We start from the raw sequence: 25927 nt of genomic DNA on the forward strand, positions 1-25927 counted from the left end.
TAAAATCTCAGTATGCTGCTTATTAGCTTCTTGATGGGTGTCTTTTATGTGGAGAATCTGTACATACTTTCCAGATATACAAGATGGCTATATCTGTCAAGTTTGGTAAGGCTTGTTTTGACAGGAATGTTCTTTTTCTACATTTTCAAGTCTTTTGGTTATGTGGGTTTTCTTATGAACCTTTTGGTGTTCCACATAGGTTTATTCCTTCATCTGATAGTCAGAGGCTGGGTTCTCAATGGACTGGTTAAAAACCGTTGAACCGTTATTTAGGGAGTCCTTGCTACAGTTTTTTATTTGGATGGCACTAATTCATGTACTTGCTCAGGTTTTTTTAGACAGAAGGATAGCCTTTTGGATAGCATCCATATCAGCCACTTATCTCTGGATAAAATACTACGAGATTTTCACACCTATAAAGGCTTGGTTGATCATATTAGGCATTTTCTCCTTCTATCTTCTTCTGAAGTACCTTTTCCACTTTAACATTTTTCTGTATCTCAAGGGTAGGAAAAGGTGTCCCATGTGTTATAGTGAGGTTCACATAAAGGCAATAGTATGTCCTTACTGTCATAATAAACTTAAGGATTCTACCTGACCACTTCCCATTCGGTGATGAGGTGATGCCCTCTTTTGAAGTGTGCCCTTAGTCTAAGATGCATAAGATTTCTAAGCTTTTTAAAACCTTCACCACCTACAAGGGTAGGCACATTCTCACCACCTACTATAACTGGCAAGTGTATAAGTCTTATCTCGTCCACAAAGCCCCTCTTTATGAACTCCCAGTTTATAGAAGCACCGCCTTCTACCATAAGACTATTTATTCCTCTCTCTAACAGCATAGGCATAAGAGCATCAAAGTCCACAAGGTCTTCTCCTACTACCCACACTTCCGCTCCCGTTTCTCTTATCTTTTCCAACTTTTCTTCGGGTGCTCTTTTTGTAGTCACTATAAGAGTGGGTGCGTCCTTTGAGAAAATATTGGCATCTAAAGGAACATTTGCGGTGGAGCATGGGATTACTCTGACAGGATTTTTTCCTTGAACATACCTCACCGTGAGGCTTGGGTTGTCTGTCCTTACTGTTTCGCAACCTACCATGATACCATCCACTTTAGCTCTTATCTCATGGAGATATCTGTAAGCTTCTTGATCCATTAGTGTCATAAGCTCTTTGCTGGATGCTCCTCTGTACAGAGTTAACTTTCCGTCAACGCTTACCTCCGAGACTATGATCACATATGGCCTATTCATAGTCCCTCCCAAAGTGTTTGTAAAGGTAAAGTATTCTCAAAAGAAGAGACAGTAAGGTCAAAAGAGCTATAAGTTTTATGCCTAAAGATAAGCCTACGGGGGCGTTCACTCTTTCTAACACCGCAAACATTACAAGTGTCAGATGCGTTTCTGGTCTTCCAAAAAAGCCAACACCCTCTAAGGGATCTTTTATCTTACCTTTTATGCGCGCTTGGTATCCTATTTCGGAATAAACCACGGGTTTTATGAAGGAGTGAAGCATGGATGCAGTCACTACTGTTATGGCAGTAAAGGGTCCTGCGTAAAAGTATCCCACTGTTCCCAAAACGAACCCATCTACCCACTTGTCTGCGATCCAGTCAAAGACCGCACCAAACTTGGAGGCTCTATCTGAAAGTCTTGCCACTGTACCGTCCGCAAGGTCAAAAAGCCCAGAAAGTATTAAAAAGCTGGCACCTGTTAGGAGTTTCCCGTGGTAGAAAGAGTAAGCAGATGCCATTCCAAGAATTAAAGAGAGAAGAGTTATCAGGTTAGGAGGAAGGTGAAGTTTGTAAAGCATCACGCCAACGGGTGTGTAAACCTTCTTTAGAGCTTCTCTTCTCTTGGTGAGGTTCATTTGAGCTCCTTACCCGTTATCCAAGGCATCATCTCCCTTAACTTCTCACCCACTTCTTCTATAAGGTGCCTTCTGTCCCTTTCCAAAAGAGCGTTAAACACAGGCCTTCCAGCTTGGTTTTCCAATATCCACTCCTTGGCAAACTCTCCCTTTTGTATCTCACTAAGTATGTCCTTCATGAGGGGTTTTATGAGTTTGTATATTCTTTCTCCACGCGTCACATCACCGTACTTAGCGGTATCTGATATGGAATACCTCATGCCCGCTATACCATACTGGTATATAAGATCCACGATGAGCTTAAGTTCGTGAAGACATTCAAAATAAGCAACTTCAGGTTGATAACCAGCTTCTACAAGGGTTTCAAATCCTGCCTTTATGAGCGCAGTAACACCTCCACAGAGTACTGTCTGTTCTCCAAACAGGTCCGTTTCTGTCTCTTCCTTAAAGGTGGTTTCTATCACTCCTGCCCTTGTAGCACCTATGGCTTTTGCGTAAGCAAGAGCTTTATCTTTACAATAACCGCTTGCATCCTGATATATAGCTATGAGTGCTGGAACACCTTTGCCTTCTTCATACATCCATCTTACTAAGTGTCCAGGTCCTTTTGGTGCTACCATAAACACATCTACTTCCTTTGGTGGCACTATCTGTTTGAAGTGTATGTTAAAGCCGTGAGCAAAGGCAAGACTTTTACTTGGATTGAGATAAGGCTCCACACTCTCTTTGTATATTTGAGGTTGTACCGTGTCTGGGGTTAGAAACATAATTACGTCAGCTTCTTGCACCGCCCTTGCAGGTTCAAGAACTGGAAAACCACCCTCAAGAGCCTTACGCTTAGACTTGCTACCTTGGTGTAGGCCTACGACTACCCTTATCCCACTATCTCTGAGATTTAACGCATGAGCGTGTCCTTGACTACCATACCCTAAGATGGCTACAGTTTTGCCTATTAGAGGTTCAAGAGTAGCGTCTTCTTCGTAGTAAATCTTAGCCATATTATGCCTCCCAAAAAAAATTATACTACTTTTCCACCCTTAGGAAGATCCTTATACCGTCTTTCTTGAGCTTGTATCTGGTAAGAGTAAGCCTTTCTTTAAACTGCTTGGGTATCTTTTCGTAAACCTCCGTTAGCTTAACCGCAGGCCATACATCCATACCAAAAAGCTCGCCATCTACCAAGAAAACTTCTTCCTTTATAAGCTCTTCTGGTATGTCTTTTGTAAGAGCTCTCATAAGTATGTACCTCCTGCCCGTGTTTCTGTCATTCTTGACGCTATCTGTGTTTTCCGAAAGCCTGATCTCTCTTTTTTTCTTAAATAACAGTCCTTTGGTTTCCACCTGTATCTTCAAAAGTCCATCATCAAGCTCAAAGTTTAACTTAGGGTAAGCACTTTTTAAAAGATCCTTCTGTAGTTGTATGTCTATTTCTGCATCCATAAGATTCCCAAAGTTTAAAAGGTCCTCAATAAACAAGCCCATAATTTAAAATATACGAAATGGATTATCTTTTTGTGTTCCTTTTGGGTAGTGTCTTGGGAAGTTTCTACAACGTGCTTATATACCGTCTTCCCAGAAGGGAGTCTATAATAAGTCCTCCTTCGCACTGTCCATCGTGCGGTTCTAAGATAAGGTGGTATGACAACATACCCATAATATCTTACTTCCTTCTAAAAGGAAAGTGTAGGGATTGTTTTGCAAGCATATCCCTTAGGTATCCTTTGGTGGAGTTTCTGTCTGGACTATTGGCACTCCTCTGCTACTTTAAATGGTCTTTAAGCTTTGAAAGTTTTGTTATGTTCGTGTTTTTTTCACTGCTTTTGATACTCTCCTTTATAGATTGGGATACCTTTACACTACCAGACAGTCTAAATTTGGGTGGGCTTGCCTTTGGGCTGGTGAGTTCCTTCTTTAGGGAAAACTTCACCTTTTGGGATAGTGTAGTGGGTGCTTTGGTGGGGGCTGTGCCCTTCTTTCTCATATACATTTTCTATGTGAAAGTCAGAAAGATAGAGGGTATAGGGTTTGGAGATGTAAAGCTTATGGCTTTTATAGGTTCTGTGGCTGGTGTTTGGGGTGTGGCATCTGCTGTATTCCTTGGTTCTTTATTTGGGCTTTTGTACGCCATTCCTCTTATCATCAAGTATAAAAACATCTCCTTTGCGGTGCCTTATGGTCCTTTCCTGTCTTTGGGATGTTTTGTGGGCGTTATGCTAAGGGATTGGTTAAGTCCTATAATCCTGCAACAGTAAATTGACTATCTCTTCTGGCAGAGCGTCTCTGTTTTCTTTTTTTAATTCCATAAGCACCACTTGGGGATGTCTTCTTATCCATTTTACTAAGGGATGCACGTCTCTTATGGGTATGGTGATAAGCATGGAGCGCTTAGTATCAGAAAGTAGTAAAGAAACCATCTTTGCGAACCTCTCAGAAAAGAGCTCCATCTTTCCTACCTCGTCTATAACTACTATCTTGTCTTTTTCTTTCAAAGCTCTCTCAAGAACTGGCAAAGCTATACTTTCAAACCTTTCCACATTTACTCCATAAGAGCCTACCAAGTGTTTGGAAGTGAAGAACTTGCTTGCGAATATGATGGACTTTCCGTCTGTGCTTACTATCCTAAAGCCTGTCCTTTCCTTTTTGACTTTATCTCTTACTTCCTCAGTCCAAAAGCCTACCGCTTTATCCTTGATCCGCTCTACCACTTTTTTTACCAGTGTAGTTTTACCTATGCCCGGAGGACCTGTTAAGACTACTTTCATAAGTATAGGTCCTGTAGCGCATAAACCCTTAGCTTTCCCCCTTCCTTTATGAAACACTCAATGGCTGAAAGTATGGCATAGCCTCCTCTGACTGTTGTGGTGTATGGAACATCATACTGCACTACCGCCCTCCTTATGTAATAGGCATCGCTTCTTTCTTTTTTGCCCGTTGGTGTGTTTATCACCAAGTTTATCTCCCCGTTAGTTATCATATCCACTACATGGGGTCTTCCTTCGGACACCTTTAGGACATGTATGGTGTCTATCCCGTGCTCCTTTAAAAACTTGTGAGTGCCTGCGGTGGCACAAACTTCAAAGCCTATTTTTTTGAACCCTTTGGCAAGATCAATGACCTTTTCCTTGTCCCTGTCCGCAACGCTTATAAAAACTCTTCCTTTTGTGGGTAATCTGTTGCCTACCGCAAGCTGAGCCTTGTAGTATGCCATCCCAAACTCTTCATCTATAGCCATAACCTCTCCCGTGCTTTTCATCTCTGGTCCAAGCAGTGGGTCTACTTCCGGAAACCTTTTCCAAGGAAACACCACTTCCTTTACCGCGTATAGCTTTTTGTTTGCACTCATAAAGTCGCTCGCAATATGCACATCTCCCTTTCTTATTCTATCAAAAACCTCTGGGACTAACTGTCTTAGCTTTCTACCTACACCTATCTTGGCTGCAAGTTTTGCAAGAGGATACCCTATAGTTTTGCTTACAAAAGGCACAGTTCGGGAAGCTCTGGGGTTGACCTCAAGCACAAAAACCTCATCGTTCTTTACCGCAAACTGTAGGTTTATAAGACCTTTCACAGAAAGTGCTTTGGCTATTTTTTTGGACTGTTCTTTTATTGCATTTATAACCTCTTCCTTTAGTGTGTAGGGTGGTATGCATGCCGCACTGTCTCCTGAATGAATACCTGCCTCTTCTATGTGTTCCATAACCGCACCAATAAGATAGTCTTCCCCATCACCTATTGCATCTACATCCACCTCAACGCTGTCAGACAGATACTTATCTATAAGTATAGGTCTTTCGTAGCTCACACTAACTGCTTCCTCAAGATAGCTTATGAGCTCCTCCTCGTCGTAAACTATCCTCATAGCTCTGCCACCAAGCACATAAGAGGGTCTTACCAAAACAGGGTATCCTATGCTTTCTGCTACCTTTAGTGCTTCTTGCTTTGACCTTACCGCAGAGCTCGGTGGCTGTTTTATACCCAGTCTGTCTATAAGCTGTTTAAAAAGTTCCCTGTCTTCTGCTATGTCTATGCTCTCTGGCTGTATGCCCAGTATGTTGATATTTGCTTTTTTGAGGGGAAGGGAAAGTTTTAGTGGTGTTTGCCCACCAAACTGTAGAAACACGCCATCAGGCTTTTCTCTTCTGATCACCTCAAGCACATTTTCAAGAACAATAGGTTCAAAGTATAGCTTGTCCGCAGTATCGTAGTCTGTGGATACCGTTTCTGGATTGCAGTTTATCATAATGGTTTCTATACCCTCCTCACGCAAAGCGTATATAGCATGCACGCATGCGTAATCAAACTCTATACCCTGACCAATGCGATTAGGACCACTCCCAAGAATAAGAACCTTTTTCATTAAAACTTTTATTATAACCCTATTTGCCTTTTAATTCCATACGGTACATTAGAAACACAGGTAAGGTTTGAAAAGGAGCTGGAGCTGGAAGACCACTTTCAATTCCACACGGTACATTAGAAACCAAAGAGAAAAAGAAAGTTTTATGTGTTTGAGTGTACTTTCAATTCCACACGGTACATTAGAAACGCTCAAACCTGCTAAACTCTGGTATGGCTTTTGAAACTTTCAATTCCACACGGTACATTAGAAACATGGAAGACCCTATAGACCCAACCGAGAGCGTCTTCGCAACTTTCAATTCCACACGGTACATTAGAAACACTATCCAGAGGTATCTTTTAGGTTCAATCCTCTCTACTTTCAATTCCACACGGTACATTAGAAACAATCAATACTCAAAGCTTGGAGCCATAGTCAATATTCTGGCTTTCAATTCCACACGGTACATTAGAAACCATTCAATTCACAAGCGCATCATCATCACAAAAGAACCTTTCAATTCCACACGGTACATTAGAAACAACCCCCTTACGAAATTTTCTAATCCTTGAAAGACACTTTCAATTCCACACGGTACATTAGAAACATATTGATAAGCAGTATCTAAAACCTGTTCGTATAGTCTTTCAATTCCACACGGTACATTAGAAACCAAGGATTACAAGGGAACAGTTCTTAGAGCTAAAACTACTTTCAATTCCACACGGTACATTAGAAACAAAAGGAGGTAGGTGAGATGAAAGAAGTGCTTTTTGCTTTCAATTCCACACGGTACATTAGAAACGAGGTTTTTGGAGCTAAATTTAAAGCATGAGTATATTCTTTCAATTCCACACGGTACATTAGAAACCCCAAAAGAGATATTCAAGAAAAACATTATACATCAACACTTTGCTAAAAGGGGTACCCTTTTCAAATGAAGTTAATTTTCGGAAATCTTCAGTTCCCAAAAAGGGGCTGAAAAATTGCCATTTCTAACTATTGAAACTCAACAGTTCCAAAAGTACCTCATCAAAACATCAAAACACCAAAATGTTTTGATGAAGACATCAAAGGTATACTACCCCTATAATCTTACAAACACAGTCCTTATTCAACTGTCAAGATGACAAGGGGCTTATAAAACCCCTCAATCCTTTTTTTGATTTTAATCCTTAGAGAGAGAAATTGCTTATGATATATATCATAAAGTGTGTTGTTGGTTTTAGCTTTAACACTTCCAGCAAGAAGTCTGGAATCTTCTAAAGTCGGAGATGAATTGCTTACTGATAAAAATAGGTTTCGGTATATAATATTTATGGGAATAGAAAATAAAATCAAGGTAAAGAAAAATGCTAAAAGCATACAGATACAGAATATATCCAAACAAAGAGCAAGAGGAGTTCTTTGCTAAAACATTTGGAGCATGTCGCTTTGTCTGGAATAAAATGCTTGAAGGAAAGTTAAATGCGTTGAATAATAAAGAAAAATTACCAAAAATCACTCCTGCTAAATACAAAAAGCAATACCAATTTTTAAGAGAAGTTGATAGTTTAGCATTAGCTAATGTTCAGTTAAACCAAGAAAAAGCTTTTAGGGATTATTTTAAAAACAAAAAACATTTTGGACTACCTAAATTCAAAAAGAAAAAAGATAAACAATCATACACTACAAATAATCAAGGGAACACTATAAGAATAGATTTTGAAAAACAATTGCTTTACTTACCAAAAGTGAAAACCGGAATAAAAATAAAACTTCATAGGATTTTTGAAGGAAAAATTAAATCTGCTACAATAACAAAGACAAAAAGTGGAAATTATTATGTAAGCATATTAGTAGAAACAGACAAAGTTCAAAATAAAATAAAACAACCAAAATCAAAAATATGTGGAATAGATTTAGGACTTAAAGATTTTGCAATAATTACAAATGATAATGGAAGCTGTAAAATAGAAAATCCAAAATATCTTGTAAGAGCCGAAAAAAGATTAAAAAGACTACAAAGACAATTATCAAGAAAACAAAAAGGCTCTAACAACTATAAGAAAACAAGGGAAAAAATAGCAAAATTACACGAATACATATCCAATGCAAGAAATGATTTTTTACACAAGACATCCAAAGCCATTATTGACGAAAACCAAGTCATAGTGGTGGAGGGTTTATCTGTTAAAGCTTTACAACAGTCAATGCTCTCTAAATTAGTCTCTGATGTATCATGGGGAACATTCTTGAGATATTTAGAGTATAAGGCAAATTGGTATGGTAGAGAATTGATTATCGTAGACAGATTTTATCCATCATCTAAAACTTGCAGTGTGTGTGGATATATCAATACTCAATTAAGATTATCTAATAGATATTGGGAATGCCCAGAATGTAATACCTTCCACGATAGAGACATAAATGCAAGTAAAAATTTGTATAAAGTAGGATTAAGTAGGGTTGGAACGACCCGAACTCAGGCCTGTGGAGAATGCTCTGACGGCGGAACGATGATTTATCATCGGTCTACGAGTCAACATTCTATGAAGCAGGAAGCTACCACTTCTGTAAGTGGTAGTAGTTCACTTTCTTCGCTATGAGAGTGTTTTTTGTGCTCTTTTTTGTATTTTGGAGTGGTTGTTCTGTGGTGATAAAAGAAAAGCCAAAGCGTTATGAAGGTGGGTTAAAGGTTAATTGCCATAGTCCCATATACACAAAGGGTTTTTATTGTGAAGGAAACAGAGCAAGAAGTGGGTTGGTACAGCCTTGGAGTAAGGTAAAGATAATTAACCTGAAAAATCAAAAAAGTATAACTATAGCGGTTATGCGCGATGATGATGTTGATGGAGTGTGTGTTCCAGAAAAGTACAAGAGCATTCTCGGTGGAAACCCTTTTCCTGCAAAGCTTGAAATAGAAAGGTGTGGAAAAGAAGGTATCACAGAATGTCCTGCAAAGATAGAAGGGTTAGCAAGCTATTACAGAGAGCCCTATCACAGTAGAGAAACTGCGTACGGTATTCCTTACGATATGTACGGCATGTACGCAGCCCATAGAACCCTACCTTTGGGAACCATGCTTAAAGTAATAAACACGGAAAACCAACGGGAAGTTGTTGTTAAAGTTATAGACAGGGGACCTTTCAAAGAAGAAAGAGTGTTGGACCTTTCTTATGGTGCTGCAAGAGAACTGGGTATGATTAACAGGGGCGAGGTTAGGGTGATAGCTTATGTTTTAAGGTGCGGAGAGTGAATTTTGCGAACCACGGGCACAAAGGCTTTTGCGGAGACAAGCACTGTATCTCCTACGCTTAACTCTTCTGCAGTATCTTTATCAACAACCACCTGCACCAGCTCAGAACCTATAGCAAGGGTTAGCACACAAACTACATCTGTGTAAGTTTTTTCCAAAAGTATAGCATTTAGGGAAAACTTAGGTGAGCTTCTGCGCGAAAAGAGAACTTCCTTAGGTGTTCCTTCCGCTAAAACTTTTCCTTCCAACAGATACACCACTCGGTTTGCAAGTTTAAAAGCGTCCTCTTTGTCATGAGAAACCATGATGACAGTTATCCCATAATTTTTGTGAAAGTTTTTTATCTCCTCTCTAAGAACTTGTGCCGTTTGATGGTCAAGGGCTGAAAGGGGTTCATCTAAAAGAAGTATGCTGGGCTCTCTTGCCAAGGCTCTCAGGAGTGCTACCCTCTGTTTTTGTCCTCCTGATAGAGATGTGGGATTTCTGTTGGCAAGATGCTCCATACCTGCCATTCTCAGGAGTTCCATGATCTTATCTTTATCCCTTCTCTTCATACCAAAGGCTATGTTTTCAAAAACACTCATGTTAGGAAAAAGAGCGTAGTCTTGGAAGACAAAACCCACATCCCTTTTTTGAGGTGGAAGGTTTATACCCTTTTGGAAGTCAAACCAAACCTTACCTTTTACCTCTATGTAGCCTTCATCTGGCTTTTCAAGTCCTGCTATCATACGCAAAAGTGTGGTTTTTCCGCTACCGGAAGGACCAAAAACTACAAGAAAATCCCCTTCCTTTACTTCAAGCTCTACCTTAAGGACGAAATCCCCCTTTGCACCGTGGAGCCTTTTTTTCACGTCAAGCCTTATCAAGAGATGCTCCACCTCCTGTTTAGGATATAAAGGCTCAAGAGGGCAAGCAGAGAAAAACTCAAAAGGATAAAGGCATACAGATGAGCTGTTGAGTAGTCTATCTTTTCTACCGCATCGTATATTGCTATAGACACTACTTTAGTTTCTCCTTCTACGCTTCCCCCCACCATGAGCACCACACCAAACTCACCCACAGTGTGAGCAAAAGAGAGCACCAAGCCTGTAAGTATAGATGCCTTCATATTGGGAAGTATAACCCTCAGGAGCGTCTCTAACTTAGACTTTCCAAGAGTCCAGCTTGCTTCTATCAGGTTTTTAGGCACCGATCTGAATCCCGCAGTTAGTGGATGGATCATCATGGGCATGCTGTAGATAATAGATGCAAGCACTATGCCTTCAAAGTGAAACACAAGCTGTTTTCCAAAAAGCTTGTACCACAAATATCCTAAAAAACCTTTTTTGTTGAAAAGCAGAAGAAGGTAAAATCCTAAAACCGTAGGAGGAAGCACCAGAGGTAAGGAAATCACAGCCTCCAGAAGGGTATTCACTCTGTGTTTGGTGTATGCAAGATAGTAGGACAAAGGTATTCCAATAACTAAAAGAATAAGGGTTGTCCAAAAGGAGAGCTTTAGGGTAAGCCATAAGGGTACAATGAACTCACTCATGGACTACTTCCAAAGCTACATGCCATGGTGGCAAAAAGATAAAGACCTTTTTACCTTCAGACAATCCAAGAAGATCCACCTGCTGCTTCAAAAGAAGAACCTTTAGAGTTGTTTCCCCTTTCTCCACGTGCACCATGCACAGCACTTTTCCCACCTCCAAACCTTTTACGACCCCATCAAAAGTATTTATGTTAGCGATGGGCTCTTGTGTAAGCACAGGGCTTGTTTCGTTAAAAAAACAATCTACAAGAGAGCTTTCCTTGATAAAACCCGCCCCCTCTCCCCTCTCTTCTAAAACTACGGAGTGTATAGTGCCTATATGAGTGCTTACCTCCACATGAGAAATTCCGTGATCAAACTCAACCTTCTCCACTCTTCCCCTGAGTAGGTTCATTTCTCCTTGGGTACATCAAAACCGTATTTTTTGAGTATCTCCACCGCTTTTGGAGATAGCACAAATTCGTAAAAACGCCTTACCGCTTGGGAGTTTTCACCAACCTTAGTAATACCATAGCCTTGCACTATGGGTTTGTACTTGTCCTCTGGTATAAGCCAATAGGTGCCTACTTTCTTCATGTTCTCAGACACAGCCAAAGAGAGGGGTATTATACCCACATCCGCAGAACCAGAGTAAACAAAGCTTGCGGTTTGGGACACGTTTTCTCCAAGCACCAACTTGTCCTTTATCTTGTCAAAAACGCCGTAGTTTTCCAAAGCCTCCTTAGCAGCCCTTCCGTAGGGTGCGTGTTCCCAGTTAGCCACAGCTACTTTTCTGACCTTTGGGTCTAACAGAATTTGAGGAAACTTAGAGGGGTCTAAACCCGAATCCTTTCTTACCCAAACTACCAACCTACCTATAGCGTAAGGCTTGGGTTTGGTTATTACGTATCCTTCTTTGTATAGCACCTCCACATACTTCATGTCCGCTGAGAAGAAGATGTGAAAGGGTGCGCCTGCCTTTATCTGAGCGGTGCCCTTACCCGAAGAGCCAAATATTAACTCCACCTTGTCCTGTGGATGTTCCTTCTCGTAGAGCTGTGCTATGTCTTTGAGAGCGTACTGAAGGTCTGCCGCAGCAAAGACCCTTATGAGCTCCGCCCTTGAGAAAGAAAATGCCACCATGAGAGCAAAGAAAAGAGTCCTCAGCATGTCATACACCTCCTTTATAATCTTGCTATTTCAAGCTTCTTGCTTGCGTAGTATCCGGGAAGGTTTTCCAAACATTCCCTATACACTTTGGAAGTCAGAGCATTTATAACCCTTTGAAAGTATTTATCCTCCTCAAGCTCTTCTCTGTAGCAGATACAGTAGTCTTCCCTTTTGACACTGAAAAACCCAAGCCCATACTCCACCGCAAAAAGCCTTGTAGTGATCCCCGCATCACCAAAGCCGTTCCTTAGGCTAAAGGCTATGTCCCTGTGGCTACCAGAAACTTCCTTCCATTGTGTGGGTCTTATGTCTTCCTTTATCTCCTCGAACACCTTTCTGGCACCTGTGCCCTTTTCTCTTAAAAGCCAAAGGAGGAAGGAGTTTTTAAGATGCTGAAGGCTTTTTACCTCTAAGCCCTCCCTCAGAGCCACTCCCTCCTCCCAAGAAAAAAGCTGAGCAAGGCGAAAGCCCCTTCCAAGATACTCACTAACCACTTTTAAGTTTTCCTCAAAACTACCCAAATGTATACCGGCAATATGCACCCACCCCTCCTTCAGAAGCCTTAGAGCCCTCTCACTGGAAGCGTGTATAACTATAAACCTGATGCCTTCCTCTAAAAGCTGATAAGACACTAAATTTATAGAGACATCGCACCCTGCGAACACATAGGTAGGTAAAGGATTTTTGTTAAGGCGGTGTATCTCACCTTTGCTATAAAATCCGTCAGGTGGCATAAAGCCCGCAGGATAAAGAACTTCTCTATTTGACATCTTTGCGCTTATAAAAGGTCCTCCTTTGAAAGCTTCGAAGGTTATGGGTTCTTCTTCTGGTGAAAAGAGCTCTTCCACGGTGCAACCTAAAGCCTTTGCAAGCCTCAAAGCGTAATCTACAGAAGGAAGAGCTCTTCCAGACTCTATGGCGCTTATGGTGGTTCTTGGTATCCCCGTAAGTGTAGAGAGATCTTCTTGAGACAACCCCCTCTTGAGCCTGTAGCTTTTTACCCTGTTATAGCGCATGACAATATATTATATATATCCGCTAAAAAAAATGTCAAACCTTGTAAGGAAACTAATTGAACCATTATAATCTTTTGCATGAAATTTCTTATATTATTGTTTTTGGAGGTGCTTATGACAAGTTTGGTTTTGGCAGAGGAGCTTTACACATACAGGCTACCTAACGGTGCACAGTTGATTGTAAAAAGAAGAGATGACACTCAAGCGGTTGCTCTTCATGTATGGTTCAAAGTGGGTTCTATATATGAAAACTATCAAGAAAAAGGTATGGCACACTTTTTAGAGCACATGCTTTTTAACGGCTCAGAAAAGTATCCTTATGGCCAAATAGACAAGTTGGTAGAAAGTATGGGGGGCAACATAAACGCAGGTACTTCTAAGGAGTACACCTTTTATCACATAGAAATAGCAAAGCCTTACTGGAAGCCGGCTTTGGAGATCCTGTATCAGCTAACACAAAAACCACTCCTGTCTGAAGATATGATAGAAAAAGAAAAACCTATAGTCATAGAAGAATTAAAAAGAGGAAAGGACAACCCATCAACAGTCCTTTGGGAGGAATTTGAAAAGCTCGCTTACAAAGTATCACCTTATAGATTTCCCATTATAGGCTACGAAGAGACCATACAAAAATTTACAAGAGAGTCCCTTTTGAGGTTCTACAGGAACTTTTACCAACCTAAGAATATGTACATAGTAGTGGTAGGAGATGTAGACCCGGATCAAGTAAAAGAGGAGGTTATAAACACCTTTGGCAAAGAGGAAGGTAGGCCTGTTGTAAGACCCCATATACCTACAGAACCTGAGCAGATGGGTGTCAGGTTTAAAGAGATCACGGATAGCAGATTAGAAAAGGCTTACTGGATAATAGGTTGGAGAGTCCCCTCGATAGGTTCAAAGGAATACTACGCTTTAGTGGTATTAGACCAAATCTTGGGTAGTGGAAGGACTTCTGTGCTTTACAGGGAGTTAAAGGAAAAAGGCTTGGTTTATAGTGTTTATACTGGAGACTTGGCAAGACCACAGGACAACATGTATGTTATAAGTGCCACTTTTGATCCTGAAAAGTACGCACAGGTCAAAGAGCGCTTAAAAGAAATTCTAACTCAATTGAGTTCCCAGCTAACTGATGAGGAGCTGAAAAAAGCAAAGGAAAGGTTGATAAATTCAGAGATATTTTCCTTAGAGAAGGTTTCAAGTGATGCTTACTATATAGGCTACTCAATAACCGTTGTGGGACTCTTAGACTACTACAAGTATTTTGAAAACAACATAAAGTCTGTTAGAAAACAAGATGTCCTGAAAGTTTTAGAAAACTGCCTAAACAAAGAGAACTACGACGAAGTACTTATGCTACCTAAAAGATGAGTGCTTTACTTTTTATACTGATATTTCTTACTTTATCTTTTGGAGGTGAAAAAGTGCACAGCGTAGTGCTTGATAATGGTGTAAGGCTAATAATAAAACAGACTCACGGAAAGGGCATAGTTGCGGGTGTTATATTCATAAAGTCTGGTGTGCATGGAGAGAGCAAAAAAGGTATTACAAATCTTATCACAACACTTCTTACAAAAGGTACAAAAAAATACAGTTCTTATGACATAGCCAGTGCCTTTGAAGATTATGGTGGCAGTATATCCGCAAATACTACAGATGATTATGTAGAGATAGCTTTTGCGACAAAAGTGGAAGGTCTGCAAAGAGGGCTTGAAGTGATAAGAAGTATGCTTTACGAACCTGCATTCAACGAAGAAGACATCAGCAGAGAAAAGACAAACATAATAAGTGCTATAAGGTCCAAAAGAGAAAGGGGATATGAGCTTGCCATGGAACATCTTAGGACACTAACCTTTAAAGGAACTGATTACGAAGTTTCTCCCTTGGGAAAAGAGGAAGACATAAAGAGCATAACCAAAGATGACCTGATAAACAGATGGAAGGATCTGCTCAAAGGTGGAAGCGTAGTGGTCAGCATAGTTGGAGATATACAACCTGAGAAGGTAGAGACTATGATAAAGCCCTTGTTTTTAGAAATGCCTATAGGTGCCTTTGACATTGGTAAAAAGGATGTTTATATACAGACAAGTCAATTACAGAAGGTAAAAAGGCCAGGTGCACAGACAACCCTGCTATGCGCTTTTAATGCCCCAAAGATAGAGGATAAGGACTACTACAGTTTTAAAGTGCTTGTGAGTGCTTTGGGAAATGGCATGACTTCAAAGCTCTTCAAAGAGTTAAGAGAAAAGAAGGGATACGCTTATGCCACCTACGCTTACTATCCTACGAGGCTCCTTTCTCCTAGAATGTTTGCTTATGTGGGAACCTCACCTGAAAAAAGTCAATCCGCTTTAGAAGACCTCATAAAAGTAGTTCAATCTTCAGAGCTTACTCAAGAAGATGTAAAGCTTGCTAAAAGCAAGCTTGTGGGTGATTTCCTCCTTGATCATCAAACAAGACTCAAACAGGCATGGTATTTAGGATTTTACGAGATCATGGGTTTGGGTTGGAAGATGGATGAACTCTATCCAGAGAAAGTAGAAAGCGTAAGCTATCAGGAGGTTCTTGAGGTTCAGAAGAAATATTTAGACAAACATCAGTGTGTTGTGGTGGAGCCCTAAAAACTAAGCTCCTTCTTTAATCTTTCCACATCCTTTATTATTATCTCACCCCTTCCCAGCTGAATTATTTCATCTTTTTCTAAATCCTTCAAGAGTCTTGATACAACCTCTCTGACGGTTCCTATGTCTTTAGCTATATCTTCGTGCGTTAGTCTAAGAATCTTACTCTTTAGAGACTTTTCGTAAAGGTACTTTATGAGTCTTTTGTCCACCCTTTTTGACAAGAGCTCGTTGAGCATAACAAACAGCTCGTAAAAGTTTTTGGCTATCATCTCAAGGACAAAGTTTCTCCAGTAAGAGTACTTTTCAAAAAGATCTCTCACCGCGCGCACATCTAAAAGAAGCCCTGTTGTATCTACTTCAGCAACTGCGTAAGCCGGGTAAGGGATGTTTTTTAGTATGGAGATGTTGGTAAACATGCAAGTCTCACCTGCAGTTATGCGATACAGGAAGATCTCCCTTCCGCTTTCTAAAAGTAAGTAAACTTTTAAAGAACCTTCCAAAACTATGGGGGATGCTTGGCATAAACTTCCCGGAGATCCCACTATGGTGTTTGCCGGTACATGCACCTTCTGAGATCTTGTAGAAAGTTCTTTTTTAAAGTCTTCTGGTGCAAAAGGAAACAGTTTGTGCGCGTAATAGTATATCTCTTTTTCTCTCTCTTCAACCATGTGAAAATTATACCTCCTTCAAAAGCTGAGAAAGTTTAAAAAGAGAATAGAGCTTTAGTCCTTCCTTTTCTATGTTTTCCCTTCCGCCCTCTTCTCTATCAACTATGCAAAAAACGCCTAGTACTTCAAAACCCTCTTCTCTGCATGCTCTTACAGCCTTCAAGGAGGAACTTGCGGTAGTGACCACATCTTCAAGGACCACAACTTTTTCACCGGGCTTCAGCAGACCTTCAACCTGTTTCCCGGTGCCGTGCATCTTTTTTTCTTTCCGAACCACAAAGGGTTTTATTGGGTTTGCATCCAGATAAGATACGAAAGCTACCGCATAAGCTATGGGGTCAGCTCCAAGAGTTAACCCCCCTGCTCCGTGTGGTTTTAGAGGCTTTATAGCAGAGTACATTACGCTACCTACAAGGTGTGCTCCTTCTGGATCAAGGGTTATCTGCTTGAGGTCTATGTAATACCTGCTGTATCTTCCCGAGGATAACTTAAATATGGGTTCTTGCGCTACTCTTAGGGATCTTTCTAAGATCATCTTCTTAAGTTTTTCTTCAAGCATTGCCTCTTAGTTTCTGTTTTGCATACTCCATAAGCCCACCTGCTTTTAGTATAGCCTGAAGTTCGTTGGGGAACTTGGTAGCTGTATACTCTTTACCAGTCGTTAGGTTTCTAACTATGCCTTTATCAAGGTCAACCTCTACCTCATCTCCGTGGTTTATCTCGTCAACTGCCTCAGGAGCTTCCACAATGGGAAGGCCTATGTTTATGGCGTTCCTGAAAAATATCCTTGCAAAGGACTTGGCTATAACTACAGGCACACCAGCATACTTTATCGCTATGGGTGCGTGCTCTCTGGAAGAGCCAGAACCAAAGTTCTTTCCTGCAACTATTATGTCTCCTGGATTGTGCTTTTGTGCAAAGTCAGGATGTTCGGAATCTTCCATGACATGTTTGGCAAGTTCCTTGGGGTCAGAAGTATTTAAGTATCTGGCAGGTATTATCTGATCTGTATCCACATTATCGCCAAACTTCCAAACCTTTCCTCTTATAACCATGTGAAAATTATAACTTATAATAGGTTTATAACCATGAGAGAGTTTGTGCATCTGCACCTTCATACTCAGTATTCGCTTCTTGACGGAGCAATAAAGATAAAAGACCTTGCACTAAAAGCCAAAGAGTTAGGCTACAAAGCGGTTGCCATAACGGATCACGGGAATCTTTTTGGCATTCTTGACTTTTACAGAAGCATGAAAAAGGAAGGTATAAAACCTCTCATAGGTATGGAGGCATACTTTACCACAGGCTCACGCCACGAGAAAAGAGGAAAGGGTTCTGAAGATAACATAACAGATAGGTATAACCATCACCTCATCCTAATAGCAATGAACGATGTAGGGCTTAAAAATCTGATGGCGCTTTCAAGCATATCTTACAAAGAAGGTTTTTACTACAAGCCGAGGATAGATTACGAAGTTCTAAGTGAATACTGTGAAGGTCTTATCGCCATAACTGCGTGTCTAAAGGGCGTGCCTACTTACTACGCATCCATAGGTGATGAGGAGAAGGCAGGCTATTGGGTAAAAAAATTCAAAGATCTATTTGGAGAAAACCTCTATCTTGAACTGCAATCTAACTCCCTTGAGGAGCAAGAAAGAGCTAACAGAGTCCTTATAGACATAGCGAAGCGTTTGGGAGTTAAGCTGATCGCTACTAACGATTCCCATTATCTAAATCCTGACGACAGACTTGCTCATCAGGTTCTTATGGCTATACAGATGAAAAAAACCCTGATGGAAATACAACAAGGTGTAGGTTTTAAGTGTGCGAACGAAGGGCTACACTTTGCAAGTCCAGAGGAGGTGTGGAAGAAGTTTGAAGGCAAGTTTGAAGGTTGGGAAAAGGCTCTTCTTAACACTCTTGAAGTAGCAGAAAAAACATCAGATACCTTTGAACTTTTAGAAAGCGGAGGGTACTTACTGCCAAAATACGATACGGGTGATAAGACTACCGGAGATTTTCTAAGAGAACTTGCCATAAAGGGGTTAAAACAGAGAATACAGCAGGGGCTTGCAAAAGATACGAAAGAATACTGGGATAGGCTGGAGTACGAATTGGAAGTGGTCTCAAAGATGGGTTTTGAGGGCTACTTTCTCATAGTGCAGGACTTTATAAACTGGGCTAAGTCTCAGGGGATACCCGTAGGTCCCGGAAGAGGTTCTGCATCTGGTTCTTTGCTTGCTTTTTCTCTTGGTATAACGGATGTGGACCCTATAAGGCATGGTCTTCTCTTTGAAAGGTTCTTAAACCCAGACAGGATATCTATGCCAGACATTGATGTGGATTTTTGTATGGAAAACAGGGACAAGGTTATACAGTATGTGAAGGAAAAATACGGCGAAGAGAATGTGGCACAGATCATAACTTACAATGTGATGAAGGCAAAACAAACCCTGAGAGATGTGGCAAGGGCTTTGGGAGTGCCTTACTCCACCGCAGACACCCTTGCAAAACTTATACCACAGGGTGATGTTCAAGGTACTTGGCTTTCCTTAGAGGAGATGTACATAACACCTATAAAGGAGCTTTTGGAAAAATACGGACAGCACAGAAGGGACATAGAGGACAGCGTGAGCAAGTTCAGAAAGATGTGTCAAGAAAACCCAGAAATAAAAACCCTTGTGGAAATAGCTCTAAAGCTTGAAGGGCTCACACGGCATACTTCTTTGCACGCTGCAGGAGTAGTCATATCTCCTATACCCTTGCGCGAACGCATACCTCTTTATTACGACAAAGACAAAACCCTTGCGACCCAGTTTGACATGACCAAGTTGGAAGAAGTGGGACTCATAAAAATGGACTTTTTGGGACTCAAAACCCTCACCGAGTTAAAAAAGATGAAGCAGTTAGTAGAAGAAAGGCATGGAATAAGCATAGACTACCTTAGATTGCCTTTGGACGATCCTGCAGTATATGAGCTTCTAAGGGCAGGAAACACTACGGGTGTCTTTCAGCTTGAAAGTGTAGGTATGAAAAATCTTCTCAAAAGGTTGGAGCCGGATAACTTTGATGACATAGTGGCAGTATTAGCACTATACAGACCAGGACCACTAAAAAGTGGTCTTGTAGATAGCTACATAAACAGGAAGCACGGAAAAGAACCTGTAGAGTACATATTCCCAGAGCTTGAGCCAGTTCTAAAAGACACTTACGGCATCATAGTGTATCAGGAGCAGGTAATGAAAATATCTCAGATACTTTGCGGTTTCACTCCGGGTGAAGCGGACACTCTACGAAAAGCTATAGGTAAGAAGAAAAAAGATGTCATGCAAGAGATGAGGGAGAAGTTCATAAGAGGGGCAGTAGAGAGAGGCTATGACGAGCAAAAAGTAAGAAAGCTGTGGGAAGACATAGAGGAGTTTGCCAGCTACTCTTTCAATAAATCTCATTCAGTAGCTTACGGATACATATCTTATTGGACCGCTTACATGAAGGCACACTACCCAGAAGAGTTTTTTGTAGTAAAGCTCTCCACAGAGAAAAGCGATAAAAAGTTTATAAACCTCATAAGAGATGCAAAAAACATGGGCTTTACCATACTACCACCTGACATAAACGAGAGCCAAGTGGACTTTACCATAGTGGGAAGGGGGAAAATAAGGTTTGGTCTTGCAAGAATAAAGGGTGTAGGAGAAGATACAGCCAAATCCATAGTGGAATGTAGAAAGAAAAAATGGAACAGTTTAAGCGATTTTCTAAGAAGCGTAGACCAGCGGAAGGTTAATAAAAAGGTGATAGAAGCTCTCATAAAGGCAGGCGCTTTTGATTTTACAGGAGAAAGCAGGGAGAAACTACTCTCTAACATAGACAAAACCTTAAAGAACGGTGTTATTCCCTTAGGAGACCTCTTTGGTGCAAAGGACACAAACAAGGATAACACCATAGATCCCTTAAAGTACGAAAAGGAAGTGTTAGGCATTTACGTATCTAAACATCCCATAGACCCCATAGAAAAACTGCTTCTTGGGAAGGTAAAATGGCTTGAGGAACTTGAAGAGTTAGAAGAAGGCACTTACTACTTTGCGGGTGTAGTATCAGAGCTAAAGGAGAAAAAGACCAAAAACGGCACTTACATGGCAAGCTTTTACCTTATGGACAAAACGGGTATAGCTGAGGCAGTAGCTTTTCCAGATATATACGAAAGCAATAAAGAGATCCTAAAGGAAGATGCCCTCGTAGTTCTAAAGTGCGATGTGGAGCACGAAGAAGAGTACGAAGAGACTAAGCTTATAGTCAGAGAAGTTTACAAACCAGAGGAGTTCATAAAAGGAGAGAGCATGTATCTAACTTTGGTTTTCACCAGAGAGCTTTCAGATGAGGAGCTCACAAAACTAAAAAACTGCCTTACAAAGCACAGCAATCAAGAAGGAAAAGAGCTTATCTTAGACCTTCGGATAAACGGCTACAGAACACTACTACAGGCGGACCCAAGCATAAAGGTCCTGCCCTCCGCGGAACTATTAGAAGAACTAAAGAAGTTAGACATCAAACTGATAGTTTAAATGAAACTTAGGAAAATCCTTTATGTCCTCCTCCTTCTCCAAACATTCTATGGAGGAGCTTACGAAAGAGAGCATGTAATCTATGTTTATGTATCTAAAATTCTTTGGACATTCTTTTAGCTGGGCTTGCACTTTTTTGAGTACTCTCAAAGCGCTGTCTTTTCTTCCACATTTGTAGTGGTAGTACGCTATGGCAAGCCTTATAATCCCCTGATAGCAGTTTCTTGAAAGCTTGTCTTCTTTGGGGAAAAGTCGCCATATGTCTTCCAACACCTCATGAGCTTCGTAAAACTTTCCTTCCTCCCAAAGCTTCTTGACAGTAAGAAGCATATCTTCTTCTACACTCATCACATTTTAAACCCCAGATAAAAACCACCAAGGAAAGCAGAAGAAAAAGCTACCTGTCTAACTATTCCGTAAATGAAGCTGTTAAAACCTTCAAACATGCCTTTAAAAATATTCAAAAAGGCTGACCAATGAATGTCTATTATACCCTTACTCTTGAGCCACAGCAAAGAGAGTATGTAAAGCCCCAAGAGCATAAGGAAAATATTTAACACTCTCTTTACAGCAAAACCTACCACAAAACCTGCAAAACCTCCGTAGCCCAAGTCTGCTACAAGCTCCTCAACGCTCATTGGTATCTGAGCACGCTTGGATTCAAAATATCTGGGTAATTTGTGTTCATTTCGTAATCAAACAACTGTTTCCTTATCTTTTTAAGGTCGCTTCTTTCTGGCTTGAAGGGATAGCTTTTTATGTCGCTTACTGAACTATCACCAAAAGGTCTGTTGCAGGCAACCTCAGTAGTTTTACCTCTACATCCAGAAGTCATGAAGGGTCTTCCACTCCAAAAGATCTCCTCAAAGGTATCTTGGTCTATGCCGAAGTGTACCACCTGTCCTTTTTCGTTGAACTTCATGTCCTCGTACCGAGCTATCTTGTTGTCTATAAGGTATCTGGCGAACTGTACTCTTCTGTACTGTGGTGCTGGACATGGCTTTTCCTTTTCCATCATGGAGCCTTCTTCTGGCCAGAAGGAAAAGAGGTGAGTTCTTGCGCCTAAATCTCTGACCCTCTGTATGGTTTGTATCATTTCTTGCTCTGTTTCTCCAAGACCTACTACCAGATGACAACCTGCATAACCATCTCCCATCACATCACAAGCCCACTCTAACACCTTCCAAAAGGTTTCCCACCTGTGAGGGCTTTTCATGGGTCTTCCTCTTAGCTTCTCAAATATCTCTGGTGTTGCGCAATCTATAGCTACAGTAACAGTATCAGCACCAAGCTTTTTATAGTCTTCCATATCTTCGTATGTGGTTCCCGTTGCGTTTATAAGCAAAGATACGAAGATTTTATCTCCCAGCTCTTCCAAAACCCTTTTGAGCACATACTTAGTATCCCTTATAGCCTTTGGGTGCGTGATCTGAGCTATACAGAGTCGTTCTACATGACCTACACTTTTTGACCTTTCTATGATGTCTTCCAGTTTTACGGTAGGCCACTCCACCCTTATGAAGTTCTTTTTGGAGTACTCCATATCCCTTGCTTTCTGAAGACCACAATACGCACAGTCTGCATGACATCCAGATGGATAGGTCAAAAGCGTATTTATACAGCTTAGCTTAGTGTTCCTATAGAACTGTCCGGGAACTAAACCTAAAGTCATAGCGGCAGCCATACTTATCTGAAGATATTCGGGACTTTCCTTTTGCTCTGTGAGTTTTTCAAGTACCAATTTATTCATAACTTACCTCCTCTAAGTATTTTAATAAGATTTCTGATGGCTTTTCCACGATGGGATATGGCATCCTTCTCTTCTGACTTTAGCTGTGCCATGCTCTTTTGCATACCTTCTGGCTGAAAGACGGGATCATAACCAAAGCCTTCTGAACCTTTTGGTTCTTCAAGGATACTGCCTTCACACTCACCTTTTGACCAGTACCCGGCGTCTCCCAAACTCAGGATGAGGAAAGCTACAAACTTGGCTCTTCTGTCTTTTATACCCTCCATCAATCTAAGTAGTTTCCTTATGTTGGCTTCATCCTTTGAAGTCTTTACCTCTTCTTTTCCTCCATACTCATGATCGTAGAACCTGCTGGAAAAAACTCCCGGATAGCCATCAAGCGCATAAACCACAAGCCCTGAATCGTCTGCAAGGGTAGGCATACGGTACCTTTCGTAGTAAGCTTGTGCCTTTATGTAAGCATTTTCCAAAAAGCTTGAACCCACTTCCTGAACCTCTATCTCCTCTTTAGGAACTTCTACTTGAAAGGAATAAGCTTCTAATAGCCTCTTCATCTCCTCTGCCTTTCTTAGATTGCTCGTTGCTAAAAGTATCCTCTTTAGCTCCATTGTGGCATAAAAACAGTTGAACAGCAGTTTTGGGAAACTACAGGCGAAAGACCCATTTTTCTTGCGTAAGAGAAAACACCCTCCGCTGGAAAAGTGATGCCATTGACTCCAGCATGGAGAGCGTACATATCTAACCTAAGCCTTTCCTCGCCAGCAGGTCTGGCACAGCCTATCACCACATGGGTTGTAGGTAGTTTTTTCCTTGCATGCAATATTACTCTTGCACTATCTTCTGCTTTTGGTGGTGGTAGCAATTGGAACTTAGCTTTTCCATAGTAAGGCATGACTACTACTAATACTAAGGCTGAGGGTTCAAAATCCGAGATAAGGTCTATAGCTCTGTATTCTCCCAAAATTTTCCCGTAGTGAAGCCCTATAATAACATGGGGGACTATGTTGTGTCCGTATTCTTTGAGATTTCTCAAAGATGTTTCGTAATCTTTTACGCTTTTGTGTGGCATTTTATAAACTTCCGCTATAGTTCTGTCATCACCTATTATGTCCAAAAGAACTGCATCTACCTGTGCTTCTTTTAAGCCTTCTGCGAGCCCCTTGCTCACAAGTCCCACATGACAAGTCAGGATCATACCCAGCTCTTCCTTTAAGTATCTCATAGCCTTCAGAAAGGGCATAAGCTCCACAACACCGTCTTTGTTAGATCCTCCTGAGATGAGAACACCTTGTATGCCCTTTTTCTTGAGTTCTTCTCCCACTTTTATAAGCTCTTCCGGTGTGGTTGCTGGTATCATGTGCCAAAGGATCTTAGAAGCACAGTGATCACACATGAGCTCACAGTGTCTCCCCGTTATGGAAATGTCCACAAACTTGGGACCGGAACTCACCTTAAAGTCATCTACCTCGTAGTGTTTAAAGCCTGGACTATGAAAGTATATAGTGTTGCCAAAAAACTTTTTCCTTATCTCAAAACCTTCTTGAAGTTCTTCAAGGAGGGTGTGGTCCAAAGACACACCCTCAGGAAGGTCTATCAACCGCACTTTATACCCTTCTCGTTTATTACCTTAGTCAGGGCTTCCACCGCAGACTGTCCCTTAAGAAGCTGGTTCACCTCGTCAGGATTAGAAGGCTTTATCTTTGCTATCCATCCTGCACCGTAGGGATCATCGTTCACAAGAGCTGGGTTTCCCTTTAATGCTTCGTTTATCTCAACTATCTCGCCTGTTAATGGAGAAGGCACAGGTCCCACCCACTTTCCACTTTCAATGGTAGCAACGCTTTTGCGCCTGTCTACAGTTTTACCTACCTTTTTGGGTGTGTAAGCTACGAGCCTTCCTGCCATAGCAGCGGCTACAGAGGTGAGCCCTATGGTGAAAGTGCCATCACCGTTGTCCTTTGCCCAAGTGAAGGCGTTAGCCTCTGGGTCTACATCGTAAAGCAAGTCCTCGGGTATGTTGCACCCATTAACTACTGCCATATCTATACCTCCCATGTATGAGATTTCTTAAAATATTAACACTTTATCCGCTTCCAGTGCCCTAAGGGCAAACTCACTGGCTGGAACAATCCCATCAAGTTCTTTTATAAGGTCTTCCTCGGTGAGCCCCAAAGAGTCCACTGCTTGCTTGCAGGAGTAAAACTTAACGCCTGCCTGTTTGGCATCTTTCATGAAGTCATAGACCGTTTTTGGTTTTTTCCCGTTGGGAGAAAGGCAATTAGGCTCTGCAGGAACTATCTTTTGAGCCACACCGCGCTTAAGAAGATTTGTACCATCCATATTAAAGAACATCTCCACTTCCGCTTCGTTAGAAGCCATGAGAGCTGCTATATAAAAAGGCGATGCACATCTCCAAGGTGTTCTGGGACCACTGGTCATGAGGATAACCACCTTCATGATTCTATTACCTTCCTTGCTTCTGCCTCATCTGGCACACCTACAAACACGAGTTTCCCATCTATTATAGTAGAAGGCACAGACCTAATTATAAGCTTCTTTGCCCACATTTTACCTTCTGGCTGAGCCACATCAAGCACATCGTACTTAAAACCGTATTCAGCTTGTAATTTTCTCCAAAGCATATCCGCATCGGGACATGTGGCACACCATTGGGATACCAAAAGGATCACATGCTTATCCTTTGCTCCCATCATGTGCACCTCATGCAGACTATGTCCCATTCATCTATGTACTTTTTCATTTCTTCTATAGCCTTTTCACCAGTGACAAGGTCTTTAATATCCCTCTCTAAGTCCGCAGGTTTTATTTTAGCAACCCAGCCTTCTCCGTAAGGGTCGTAGTTTATTATATCAGGTTGTTCAAGGACCTTTTCGTTTCTTTCTATCACCTCGCCTTCTATAACCGCGTTTATTGGTCCTGCCCACTTACCACTCTCTAAGGAAGCCACAGGCTTGCCCTTCTTTATGTACTTGCCTGGCTCTTTTATTCTCGCGTGCAAAAGCCTACCTGCTCTTACCTGTCCCACATCGGTAAGACCCATGGTCACAGTTCCGTCTTCGTTTATCCTAAACCATGTCTGCGTTTCTATATCGTAATAAAGGTCAAGGGGTACAACGCAACCGTTGTACTCCCATTCCTTACTGGTAGGACCACCCAGTCCCAT

At 41.3% G+C, this 25927-nt stretch carries 31 protein-coding genes and 1 CRISPR repeat array; of the genes, 8 read left to right on the plus strand and 23 right to left on the minus strand.

What is annotated here, in order from left to right:
• Positions 1-12 precede the first annotated feature (12 nt).
• The gene (locus CP948_RS03465) at positions 13-261 is read left to right on the plus strand and encodes a hypothetical protein (RefSeq protein WP_096601134.1); all 249 of its coding nucleotides are present in this window, start codon (positions 13-15) and stop codon (positions 259-261) included.
• A gap of 40 nt (positions 262-301) precedes the next feature.
• Positions 302-598, plus strand: a complete 297-nt coding sequence (locus CP948_RS03470; RefSeq protein WP_245810071.1) for a hypothetical protein — start codon at positions 302-304, stop codon at positions 596-598.
• On the opposite strand, the gene CP948_RS03475 is transcribed toward CP948_RS03470, so the two are convergent.
• Genes CP948_RS03475 through CP948_RS03490 form a run of 4 tightly spaced genes read right to left on the minus strand, consistent with a single transcriptional unit; the run spans position 591 to position 3351 of the window.
• Positions 591-1253, minus strand: coding sequence for a 2,5-diamino-6-(ribosylamino)-4(3H)-pyrimidinone 5'-phosphate reductase (locus CP948_RS03475; RefSeq protein WP_096601135.1), 663 nt, complete (start codon positions 1251-1253; stop codon positions 591-593). The two genes, CP948_RS03470 and CP948_RS03475, sit on opposite strands and share 8 nt — an antisense overlap.
• The gene (locus tag CP948_RS03480) at positions 1246-1869 is read right to left on the minus strand and encodes a CDP-alcohol phosphatidyltransferase family protein (RefSeq protein WP_096601137.1); all 624 of its coding nucleotides are present in this window, start codon (positions 1867-1869) and stop codon (positions 1246-1248) included. The genes CP948_RS03475 and CP948_RS03480 overlap by 8 nt, the downstream gene beginning before the upstream one ends.
• Positions 1866-2867: a ketol-acid reductoisomerase gene (gene ilvC / locus CP948_RS03485; protein ID WP_096601139.1), complete on the minus strand. Its 1002-nt coding sequence runs from the start codon at positions 2865-2867 to the stop codon at positions 1866-1868. The genes CP948_RS03480 and ilvC overlap by 4 nt, the downstream gene beginning before the upstream one ends.
• A gap of 25 nt (positions 2868-2892) precedes the next feature.
• Positions 2893-3351: a hypothetical protein gene (locus tag CP948_RS03490; RefSeq protein WP_096601141.1), complete on the minus strand. Its 459-nt coding sequence runs from the start codon at positions 3349-3351 to the stop codon at positions 2893-2895.
• Between the two features lie 17 nt (positions 3352-3368).
• Here CP948_RS03490 and CP948_RS03495 point away from each other — a divergent pair, with 17 nt between their 5' ends.
• Positions 3369-4121 (plus strand): prepilin peptidase, encoded by a 753-nt coding sequence (locus CP948_RS03495; protein WP_096601143.1) that lies wholly within the window; start codon positions 3369-3371, stop codon positions 4119-4121.
• On the opposite strand, the gene CP948_RS03500 is transcribed toward CP948_RS03495, so the two are convergent.
• Positions 4095-4631: an NTPase gene (locus tag CP948_RS03500; RefSeq protein WP_096601145.1), complete on the minus strand. Its 537-nt coding sequence runs from the start codon at positions 4629-4631 to the stop codon at positions 4095-4097. The genes CP948_RS03495 and CP948_RS03500 overlap by 27 nt on opposite strands.
• Positions 4628-6226 carry a carbamoyl-phosphate synthase large subunit gene (gene carB / locus CP948_RS03505; RefSeq protein WP_096601291.1) on the minus strand — a complete coding sequence of 533 codons (1599 nt, stop codon included), beginning with the start codon at positions 6224-6226 and terminating at the stop codon, positions 4628-4630. Before carB ends, CP948_RS03500 begins: the two co-directional genes overlap by 4 nt.
• Before the next feature lie 27 nt (positions 6227-6253).
• Positions 6254-7079: direct repeats of the CRISPR family, unit length 29 nt; unit sequence CTTTCAATTCCACACGGTACATTAGAAAC.
• A gap of 481 nt (positions 7080-7560) precedes the next feature.
• Here carB and CP948_RS03510 point away from each other — a divergent pair.
• A complete protein-coding gene (locus CP948_RS03510) occupies positions 7561-8796 on the plus strand; it encodes an RNA-guided endonuclease TnpB family protein (protein ID WP_101495084.1) in 1236 nt (411 codons plus the stop codon).
• The gene (locus tag CP948_RS03515; protein WP_096601147.1) at positions 8793-9446 is read left to right on the plus strand and encodes a septal ring lytic transglycosylase RlpA family protein; all 654 of its coding nucleotides are present in this window, start codon (positions 8793-8795) and stop codon (positions 9444-9446) included. The genes CP948_RS03510 and CP948_RS03515 overlap by 4 nt, the downstream gene beginning before the upstream one ends.
• On the opposite strand, the gene CP948_RS03520 is transcribed toward CP948_RS03515, so the two are convergent.
• From CP948_RS03520 to CP948_RS03540, 5 genes are read right to left on the minus strand one after another with little or no spacing between them, the layout of a single operon-like run.
• The gene (locus CP948_RS03520; RefSeq protein ID WP_245810072.1) at positions 9422-10297 is read right to left on the minus strand and encodes a sulfate/molybdate ABC transporter ATP-binding protein; all 876 of its coding nucleotides are present in this window, start codon (positions 10295-10297) and stop codon (positions 9422-9424) included. The genes CP948_RS03515 and CP948_RS03520 overlap by 25 nt on opposite strands.
• An 11-nt stretch (positions 10298-10308) precedes the next feature.
• Complete coding sequence (gene modB / locus CP948_RS03525; protein ID WP_096601151.1) at positions 10309-10977, minus strand: molybdate ABC transporter permease subunit; 669 nt, start codon at positions 10975-10977, stop codon at positions 10309-10311.
• Positions 10970-11371, minus strand: coding sequence for a TOBE domain-containing protein (locus CP948_RS03530; RefSeq protein ID WP_096601153.1), 402 nt, complete (start codon positions 11369-11371; stop codon positions 10970-10972). Before CP948_RS03530 ends, modB begins: the two co-directional genes overlap by 8 nt.
• Positions 11368-12126, minus strand: coding sequence for a molybdate ABC transporter substrate-binding protein (gene modA, locus CP948_RS03535; protein WP_096601155.1), 759 nt, complete (start codon positions 12124-12126; stop codon positions 11368-11370). Before modA ends, CP948_RS03530 begins: the two co-directional genes overlap by 4 nt.
• Before the next feature lie 14 nt (positions 12127-12140).
• Positions 12141-13142, minus strand: coding sequence for a substrate-binding domain-containing protein (locus tag CP948_RS03540; protein ID WP_096601157.1), 1002 nt, complete (start codon positions 13140-13142; stop codon positions 12141-12143).
• 114 nt (positions 13143-13256) lie between these two features.
• Here CP948_RS03540 and CP948_RS03545 point away from each other — a divergent pair, with 114 nt between their 5' ends.
• Positions 13257-14510 carry a M16 family metallopeptidase gene (locus tag CP948_RS03545; RefSeq protein ID WP_245810073.1) on the plus strand — a complete coding sequence of 418 codons (1254 nt, stop codon included), beginning with the start codon at positions 13257-13259 and terminating at the stop codon, positions 14508-14510.
• Between the two features lie 53 nt (positions 14511-14563).
• Entirely contained in the window at positions 14564-15760 is a 1197-nt protein-coding gene (locus CP948_RS03550) for a M16 family metallopeptidase (RefSeq protein ID WP_245810074.1), read from the plus strand.
• Here the strand turns inward: CP948_RS03550 and CP948_RS03555 are convergent.
• Genes CP948_RS03555 through leuD form a run of 3 tightly spaced genes read right to left on the minus strand, consistent with a single transcriptional unit; the run spans position 15757 to position 17486 of the window.
• Positions 15757-16431, minus strand: coding sequence for a Crp/Fnr family transcriptional regulator (locus tag CP948_RS03555; RefSeq protein WP_096601163.1), 675 nt, complete (start codon positions 16429-16431; stop codon positions 15757-15759). The two genes, CP948_RS03550 and CP948_RS03555, sit on opposite strands and share 4 nt — an antisense overlap.
• Positions 16432-16438: 7 nt before the next feature.
• The gene (gene pyrE / locus CP948_RS03560; RefSeq protein ID WP_096601165.1) at positions 16439-16990 is read right to left on the minus strand and encodes an orotate phosphoribosyltransferase; all 552 of its coding nucleotides are present in this window, start codon (positions 16988-16990) and stop codon (positions 16439-16441) included.
• Positions 16983-17486 carry a 3-isopropylmalate dehydratase small subunit gene (gene leuD / locus CP948_RS03565; protein ID WP_096601293.1) on the minus strand — a complete coding sequence of 168 codons (504 nt, stop codon included), beginning with the start codon at positions 17484-17486 and terminating at the stop codon, positions 16983-16985. The genes pyrE and leuD overlap by 8 nt, the downstream gene beginning before the upstream one ends.
• 33 nt (positions 17487-17519) lie before the next feature.
• On the opposite strand from leuD, the gene dnaE reads away from it, so the two are divergent.
• Positions 17520-20993 carry a DNA polymerase III subunit alpha gene (gene dnaE / locus CP948_RS03570; RefSeq protein ID WP_096601167.1) on the plus strand — a complete coding sequence of 1158 codons (3474 nt, stop codon included), beginning with the start codon at positions 17520-17522 and terminating at the stop codon, positions 20991-20993.
• Here dnaE and CP948_RS03575 read toward each other — a convergent pair.
• From CP948_RS03575 to gcvH (CP948_RS03615), 9 genes are read right to left on the minus strand one after another with little or no spacing between them, the layout of a single operon-like run.
• Complete coding sequence (locus CP948_RS03575) at positions 20970-21341, minus strand: DUF309 domain-containing protein (protein WP_096601169.1); 372 nt, start codon at positions 21339-21341, stop codon at positions 20970-20972. The genes dnaE and CP948_RS03575 overlap by 24 nt on opposite strands.
• Positions 21341-21631, minus strand: a complete 291-nt coding sequence (locus CP948_RS03580; RefSeq protein ID WP_096601171.1) for an FUN14 domain-containing protein — start codon at positions 21629-21631, stop codon at positions 21341-21343. The genes CP948_RS03575 and CP948_RS03580 overlap by 1 nt, the downstream gene beginning before the upstream one ends.
• Positions 21628-22743 (minus strand): radical SAM protein, encoded by a 1116-nt coding sequence (locus tag CP948_RS03585; protein ID WP_096601173.1) that lies wholly within the window; start codon positions 22741-22743, stop codon positions 21628-21630. Before CP948_RS03585 ends, CP948_RS03580 begins: the two co-directional genes overlap by 4 nt.
• Positions 22740-23351 (minus strand): RdgB/HAM1 family non-canonical purine NTP pyrophosphatase, encoded by a 612-nt coding sequence (gene rdgB, locus CP948_RS03590; protein WP_096601175.1) that lies wholly within the window; start codon positions 23349-23351, stop codon positions 22740-22742. Before rdgB ends, CP948_RS03585 begins: the two co-directional genes overlap by 4 nt.
• On the minus strand, positions 23342-24346 hold the full coding sequence (gene lipS1, locus CP948_RS03595; RefSeq protein ID WP_096601177.1) for a LipS1 family lipoyl synthase: 1005 nt from the start codon (positions 24344-24346) through the stop codon (positions 23342-23344). Before lipS1 ends, rdgB begins: the two co-directional genes overlap by 10 nt.
• Positions 24337-24783, minus strand: coding sequence for a glycine cleavage system protein H (gene gcvH, locus CP948_RS03600; protein WP_096601179.1), 447 nt, complete (start codon positions 24781-24783; stop codon positions 24337-24339). Before gcvH (CP948_RS03600) ends, lipS1 begins: the two co-directional genes overlap by 10 nt.
• 27 nt (positions 24784-24810) lie before the next feature.
• Positions 24811-25200 (minus strand): DsrE family protein, encoded by a 390-nt coding sequence (locus CP948_RS03605; RefSeq protein ID WP_096601181.1) that lies wholly within the window; start codon positions 25198-25200, stop codon positions 24811-24813.
• A complete protein-coding gene (locus tag CP948_RS03610; RefSeq protein ID WP_096601183.1) occupies positions 25197-25454 on the minus strand; it encodes a thioredoxin family protein in 258 nt (85 codons plus the stop codon). Before CP948_RS03610 ends, CP948_RS03605 begins: the two co-directional genes overlap by 4 nt.
• Positions 25454-25927, minus strand: coding sequence for a glycine cleavage system protein H (gene gcvH / locus CP948_RS03615; protein WP_096601185.1), 474 nt, complete (start codon positions 25925-25927; stop codon positions 25454-25456). The genes CP948_RS03610 and gcvH (CP948_RS03615) overlap by 1 nt, the downstream gene beginning before the upstream one ends.

The organism is Hydrogenobacter hydrogenophilus, from assembly GCF_900215655.1.
Taxonomy (GTDB): Bacteria; Aquificota; Aquificia; order Aquificales; family Aquificaceae; genus Hydrogenobacter; species Hydrogenobacter hydrogenophilus.